Annotated in this window: 6 protein-coding genes; all 6 read right to left on the bottom strand. The window is 73.0% G+C overall.

All coding sequences use genetic code 11. From position 1 onward, the window contains the following. Positions 1-161: 161 nt before the first annotated feature. From L2I40_RS16055 to L2I40_RS16080, 6 genes are read right to left on the bottom strand one after another with little or no spacing between them, the layout of a single operon-like run. Complete coding sequence (locus L2I40_RS16055) at positions 162-1,559, bottom strand: amidase family protein (protein WP_237216206.1); 1,398 nt, start codon at positions 1,557-1,559, stop codon at positions 162-164. A 44-nt stretch (positions 1,560-1,603) separates the two neighbouring features. Continuing rightward, complete coding sequence (locus L2I40_RS16060) at positions 1,604-2,383, bottom strand: enoyl-CoA hydratase/isomerase family protein (RefSeq protein ID WP_237216207.1); 780 nt, start codon at positions 2,381-2,383, stop codon at positions 1,604-1,606. Next, positions 2,376-3,014, bottom strand: a complete 639-nt coding sequence (locus L2I40_RS16065) for a 3-oxoacid CoA-transferase subunit B (protein ID WP_237216208.1) — start codon at positions 3,012-3,014, stop codon at positions 2,376-2,378. The genes L2I40_RS16060 and L2I40_RS16065 overlap by 8 nt, the downstream gene beginning before the upstream one ends. Positions 3,015-3,019: 5 nt before the next feature. Further along, entirely contained in the window at positions 3,020-3,700 is a 681-nt protein-coding gene (locus tag L2I40_RS16070) for a 3-oxoacid CoA-transferase subunit A (RefSeq protein ID WP_237216209.1), read from the bottom strand. A gap of 9 nt (positions 3,701-3,709) precedes the next feature. Further along, the gene (locus tag L2I40_RS16075; protein WP_237216210.1) at positions 3,710-4,597 is read right to left on the bottom strand and encodes a MaoC family dehydratase; all 888 of its coding nucleotides are present in this window, start codon (positions 4,595-4,597) and stop codon (positions 3,710-3,712) included. Next, complete coding sequence (locus L2I40_RS16080; RefSeq protein ID WP_237216211.1) at positions 4,597-6,681, bottom strand: acetate--CoA ligase family protein; 2,085 nt, start codon at positions 6,679-6,681, stop codon at positions 4,597-4,599. The genes L2I40_RS16075 and L2I40_RS16080 overlap by 1 nt, the downstream gene beginning before the upstream one ends. Between the last annotated feature and the right edge of the window lie 154 nt (positions 6,682-6,835).

The following is a 6,835-nucleotide window of genomic DNA, read 5'->3' on the forward strand; positions in this document are numbered from 1 at the left end:
CCGCCAAGGGCCGGGGGCCCTTGGAACCCCGTCTGTCATCGGGTGGCGAGGGAGGGGGCCTTGGCCCCCTCCCTCGCCACCCGAAAACCGATGCAGGTCCAGGAGCCTCCAGGCTCCTGGTGGGGTGGGTCCGGGAGGGGCAACGCCCCTCCCGCTGCGCCTCACCCCCGCGCCGGCACCACTGGCGTCGCCGGCACGCCGGCCGCCTCGATCGCGGCGCCGGCCTCCAGAAGCAGGTCCTCGCGGTAGCGGCCGGCGAGCAGCTGCACGCCGACCGGCGTGCGGCCGACGAGACCGGTCGTCACCGTCAGGCCCGGCAGGCCCATCAAGGGCAGGCCGACCTGTGTCAGCTGCGCGTCGATCACGCGGCGGAAGGCCTCGGGGCTCTCGACGTCGAGCTGGTCGGGGAAGGGCAGCTCGGCGCTGACCGGGCAGAGTGCGATCGGCCAGGTCTCGAAGAAGGTCATCCAGTCGCGCACGAAGCCGACGCGTGCCTGCAGCGCGTCCATGAAGCCGAAGAGGTCGGGCTCCGGACACAGCGCTTCCATCTGCGCATAGACGAAGCTCGCATCCGGATCGCCTTCCGCCGCGAAGGCCTTGTTCAGCCCGCGCCGGCTTTCCGCCAGCCAGAGCATCGCCTGCAGCCGCGCCGGTTCGCGCAGCGGCGGCAGCGCGACCTCCTCGACCGTCCAGCCGGCGCGCTCGAGCCTGCGCGCGGCGTCGCGCAGCGCTGCCTCGACCTCGGAAACGGTCGGCATGCCCTCGGGCTTCACGCACAGCGCGGCGCGCTTCGGCGCGGGCGGGCCGGACATGGGCGCGTCCACCCACCAGGGCTCGCGGACATCGCGTGCGCACATCGCGTCGAAGCCGAGCTTCACATCGGCGATTGTGCGCGCGAGCGGCCCGCTGACGGCCATCAACTGGCCGCCGATATGCCGGTCCGGCAGGGATGGATTCCAGGCCGGGATGCGCCCGAGCGTCGGGCGCAGCCCATGGATGCCGCAGGCATAGGCCGGGTAGCGGATCGAGCCGCCGATATCGGTGCCGTGCCCGACGGCGCCGATGCCGGCCGCGGTCGCCGCCGCCGCGCCGCCCGAGGAGCCGCCCGGCGTGATGCGTGGATCCCAGGGGTTCTTGGTGTGGCCGTGCAACGAGTTGCGGCAGAACCAGCGCAACGAGAAGGCTGGCGTGTTGGTGCGGCCGACGATCACCGCGCCGGCCTTGCGGAGGTTCGCGACCACCGGGTTGTCCTCGGTCGCGCGGTGGTCCTTCTGGATGCGCAGGCCGTTGGTGGTGGCGAAGCCCTTCTGGTCCACGTTCACCTTGATCGTGACCGGCACGCCGGCCATCGGCAGGTCCTCGCCGCGCGCGAGCGCCGCGTCCACGCGTGCGGCGTCGGCCAGCGTCTCCTCCGGCCGATGATCCACCACGGCGTTGATCGCCGGGTTGGCGGCGTCGAGGCGGGCCAGCGCGTCGCGCGCGACCTCGACGGCGCTCGCCTTGCGGCTGCGCACGAGGGACGCGACCTCGGTCGCGGGTAGGCGCCAGACTTCGGTCATGCTCGGTCCTCCGTGCGCGATGCTCCGCGCCGGAGGGTGGCGCGTCAACGCCGGCCGAAGCCGGGCTCGCGCTTCTCGAGGAAGGCCGCCTTGCCCTCGGCGTGGTCGTCGCTGAGGAAGCAGAGCGTCTGGAAGTGCCGCTCGTCTTCCAGTGCGCGGTCCAGGCCCTCGGCGAGGATGCGCTTGGTCAGCGCGATGGGCAGCGACGCCTGCGCGGCGAGGAAGCGGGCCTTCTCGGTCGCCGCCGCCAGCGCGCCGCCCTTCGGCACGACCTCGTCGACCAGGCCGATGCGCTCGGCCGCGGCCGCGTCGAGCTGCGTGCCGTAGAGGAACATCTGCCGCGCGCGGCCGCTGCCGATGCGCGCCGGCAGGGTGAAGGGCAGGCCGAGATCGGCGATCAGCCCGACCTTGCCGAAGCCCGCCATGAAGCGTGCGTCGTCGGCGGCGACGATGGTGTCGCATGCGCAGGCGAGCGAGAGGCCGGCGCCCACGCACCAGCCCTCCACCGCGGCGACGATGGGGATGCGCCCGGCGACCATCAGGCGGATGATGCGATGCGTCCGCCGCATCCGCTCGCGGCCCGTCTCGGCATCCGTGACGTTCATGCCGGAGATGTCGCCGCCCGAGCAGAAGGTGCCGCCCGCGCCGGTCATCACGATGGCGCGGATCTCCGCATCGCCCTGCGCCGAGTCGAGGATGTCGTGCAGCGCCTCGCGCAGGGGCATGGCAAGCGCGTTGCGCCGCGCCGGGTAGTCGAGCGTCAGCGTCAGCACGCCTGCGTCGCGAGACTCGGCGACGCGCATGGCCGGCGCGGGATCAGCCATCGGTGTGCAGGCGTGCGCCGGTCTTGGCCTGGATGTCGGCGAGCGCCAGGCCCGGCGCGATCTCCTTCACCACGAAGCCGCGGCCGGGGACGACCTCTACGACGGCGAGGTTGGTGTAGATGCGCTGCACCGCGCCCATCGCGGTGAGCGGGTAGGAGCACCGCTCCACAAGCTTCGGCGCGCCGTCCTTGGTGGTGTGCTCCATCGTCACCCAGACACGCTTGGCGCCGGCCGCGAGGTCCATCGCGCCGCCGACCGCGGGCGCGCTGTCGTTCTCGCTCGTCGCCCAGTTCGCGATGTCGCCGTTCTCCGCCACCTCGAAGGCGCCGAGCACGCAGAGGTCGATGTGGCCGCCCCGGATCATCCCGAAGCTGTCGGCGTGATGGAAGAAGGAGCCGCCGGGCCGCAGCGTCACCGGCTGCTTGCCGGCATTCACCAGCCAGGCGTTGACCTTGTCCTTCCCCGGCGCGGGGCCCATGCCGAGGATGCCGTTCTCGGAATGCAGGATCACCTCGCGCTCCGCAGGCACATGGTCGGCGACCATGGTCGGGATGCCGATGCCGAGGTTGACGAACCAACCTTCCGGAATGTCCTGCGCGACGCGCGCGGCCATCTGCGTCCTATTCCACATCGGCGTCAGCTCCAGGGATGGCCGCGATGCACGCGGACGACGCGGTTCACGAAGATGCCGGGCGTGTGGATGTGGTCCGGCGCGATCTCGCCCAGTTCGCGCAGGTGATGCACCTGCGCGACCGTCAGATCGGCGGCGGTGGCCATCACCGGATTGAAGTTCCGACCCGACTCCCGGTAGGTCAGGTTGCCCCAGCGGTCGCCTTCCCAGGCCTCCACCAGCGCGACGTCGCCTTTCAGCGCGTATTCCATGACATGCGGGCGGCCGCCGAAGTCGCGGACCTCCTTGCCCTGCGCGAGCTTCGTGCCGGCGGCGGTCGGCGTCCAGAAGGCGGCGATGCCGGCGCCGGCGGCGCGCATCCGCTCGGCCAGCGTGCCCTGCGGCACGATCTCGAGCTCGAGCCTCCCGGCGCGGTACAGCTCCTCGAAGACGGTCGAGCCGGCGGAGCGCGGGAAGGAGCAGATGATCTTCCTGACGCGCCCGGCTTCCATGAGCTTCGCGAGGCCGACCTTCCCGGCGCCGGCGTTGTTCGCCACGACGACGAGGTCGCGCGCGCCCTGCTCGATGAGGCCTTCGATCAGCTCGTCCGGCTGGCCGACGGCGCCGAAGCCGCCCATCAGGACGGTCGCGCCGTCCTTCACGCCCTGCAGCGCCTCCGCGATGGAGGCAACGATCTTGTTGATCATGCGCGCCGTCTAACCCTCGGCCGGTTGGGGGTCCAGGGGGCCGAAGCGGAAGCGCCCGTTGCCGACGACCACGACGTCGCGCTCCACGGCCCGCGCCCTGAAGGCGGCGCCGTCCGTGTCGGGCCAGATCTCCGTGCGGATGGTCTCGCCCGGGAAGACGGGGGCGGAGAAGCGGCATTCCATCCGGCCGAAGCGGGCTGGATCGCCGCCGCACACCGCCTTCAGCAGGGCGCGGCCGACGACGCCGAAGGTTGCCAGGCCGTGCAGGATCGGACGCGGGAAGCCCGCCTTCGCCGCGACGCCAGGGTCGCTGTGCAGCGGGTTGTGGTCGCCGTTGAGGCGGTAGAGCAGCGCCATCTCCGGCCGGGTCGGGATGTCCAGGACGAGGTCGGGCGCGCCCTCCGGCTCCGGCGCCGGCTTCTTCACCGGGCCGTCGGGGCCGCCGAAGCCGCCATCGCCGCGCAGGAAGGTGGTCTGTTCCAGCGTCGCGAGCCGGGCGCCCGTCGCCGCGTCGAGGATCGCACGCTCGCTGTAGAGCAGCGCGCCCTTGCCGGCGCCGCGATCCACCAGGCCGGTGACGCGGGAGCGTCCGATCACCTCGCCAGCAACCGGCAGCGGCGCGTGCAGCGTCACCGCCTGCTCGCCGTGGACGAGCCGCAGCGCGTCCACGCCGGTCGCCGGGTCGCGCAGCCAGAAGCCGGGATAGCCGAGCACGACGGCCATGCTCGGCAGCGCGCGCATCGCGGCGCCTTCGGTGACGAAGCGAAGCTCTGCCTCGTCCATCGGATCCTGACCGCAGCCGAGGCTGAGCGCGTAGAGCGCGGCATCCTGCCAGCGCAGGCGCTGCCGGATCTCCGGGATCGGGAAGTTGCGGAGCGTCTCGTACTCGATCGGCATCAGGCGACCTCGATCAGGGCATCGGCGGCGAAGGCACCCTGGCCGTCGGGCAGCACCATCAGCGGGTTGACCTCGGCCGAGCGCAGCCGCGGCCCGGCGGCCGCGCCGAAGCGCGACAGCGCGGCTACGGCGCGCGCGAGCGCCGCGACATCGGCCCTGGGACGCCCGCGCGCGCCATCCAGCAGTGGAAAGCCGCGCAGGCTGCGGATCATGGCGAGCGCGTCCGCTTCGCTCACCGGGCAGCGGCGGAAGGCGACGTCCCGAAAAACCTCGATGAAGACGCCGCCGAGGCCGACCATCACGACCGGTCCGAAGACCGGATCGCGCACGACGCCGACCGCCATCTCCACCGCGTCGCGCAGCTGCTTCGCGACCAGCACGCCTTCGATCCGCGCGTCGGGCGCCCGTGTCGCGGCGCGCGCCGTGATGGTCGCGAAGGCGCGTCGCACCGCGTCCTCGTCCGTGAGATCGAGGATCACGCCGCCGATCTCGCTCTTGTGCAGCACGTCGGGCGAGAGGAGTTTCGCGACCACCGGGAAGCCGATGTCGCGCGCGGCGCGCGCCGCCTCCTCGGCGCTGGCGCAGGCGATCTCGGGCACCGCGGGCACGCCGGCTTCGGCCAGGATGCGCTTCGCCTCCGCCTCGTTGGCTGTGGCGTCGGGCAGCGCGACGGCGGACAGCGCGGTCCCGGATCGCACATCGCGGGCGAAGGCCTCGCCGAAGCGGCCCATCGCGGCCAGCGCGACCACGGCGCGGGACGGATCCTCCAGCGCCAGGAACCCGTCGGCTTCCCATTCGCGGACGCGCTCCGGCGACGCGAGGATGGACAGCAGGAAGAGCCGGTCGGGATGGCGGTCCAGCACGCCCTTCAGCTCGGCGCGCAGGCGCGGCGCCATGGTCGGGCTGCCGCCCCAGGCGGTGAAGAAGGCGATCAGGCTGGCATAGCCGCCGTCGCGGGCCATGCTCTCGGCGAATTCGCCGACCACCTTCATGTCGTTGAAGGCCTGCGCGGTGCAGTCCACCGGATTGCGCGGGCTGGCGAAGGGCACCAGCGCCTTGAGCCTGGCCTGGGCCTCCGCCGGCATCTCCGGCAGCGGCAGCCCGACGGCCTCCGCCGCATCGGCGATCAGCACGCCGGCGCCGCCCGAGATCGTCACCACGCCGAGCGTGTTGCCGACCGGATAGATGCGCTTCTGCGCGACGTAGCAGACATCCAGCAATTCCTCGGTCGTGCGGGCGCGGTGCACGCCGAGCTCCGCCAGCACGGCGTCCAGCACGCGGTCGTCGCCGGCGATGGAGGCGGTGTGGGACTGCGCCGCCGCCTCGCCCACCGCGCTGCGGCCGACCTTCATCATCACGACCGGCTTGCGCGCGCGGCGCGCTGCCTCGACCGCCGCTGCGAAGCGTTCGCCGTCGCGGATGCCTTCCGCGTAGGCCGCGATCACCTCCACCTCGTCGGCGGCCGCCATCCATTCGATGATGTCGGCGACCTGCAGGTCGGCCTCGTTGCCGGTGGTGACGAGGACGGGCACGCCGATGCCGCGGTCGCGCGCCGCGGCGAAGAGGTGGCTGCCGTAGGCGCCGGACTGGCTCGCGATGCCGATCGTGCCGGGCCCGGGCCAGCCATTCTCGACGCTGGCCGAGAAGATCGGGAAATGCCCGTGCGGCGCGTTGAACAGGCCGAGGCAGTTGGGGCCGAGCAGCCGCATGCCATGCGCGCGCGCCGCTGCCACCAGCCGGTCCTGCATCGCCGCGCCCGCGTCGCCGATCTCGGCGAAGCCGGCGGTGAAGACGATGCCGGCGCGGCAGCCGCGCGCGGCGAGCGCGGCGACCGCGGCGATCGCGGCCTCGCCCGGCACGGCAATCACGGCGGCTTCGGGCGCTTCGGGCAGGCTCGCGACGTCGGGAAAGGCGGGCAGGCCCTGGACGGTGGCGCGGTTGGGGTTGACCGGCAGGATCGGTCCCGCGAAGCCGCGCGCCTTGAGATAGGCGAGCGGCCGGCCGCCGATGCGCGTCGGGTCGTCCGAGGCGCCGATGATCGCGATGCTGCGGGGGCGCAACAGGCTGTCGAGCGGATGGCTCATGCGCGGCAAGGAACAGCCCGCGCGCGGCGCGCGCAAGCCGTGTGTCAGAGTGGCCGCGCCGGCACGCCGCCGACGCGCGCCCCGGGCGGGACGTCCTCGGCCACCGCTGCGCCGGCGGCGATCACGGCGTCGTCGCCGATCGCGACGCCGGGCC

This window comes from Falsiroseomonas oryziterrae (genome assembly GCF_021864505.1).
In the GTDB taxonomy this organism is placed as follows: Bacteria; Pseudomonadota; Alphaproteobacteria; order Acetobacterales; family Acetobacteraceae; genus Falsiroseomonas; species Falsiroseomonas oryziterrae.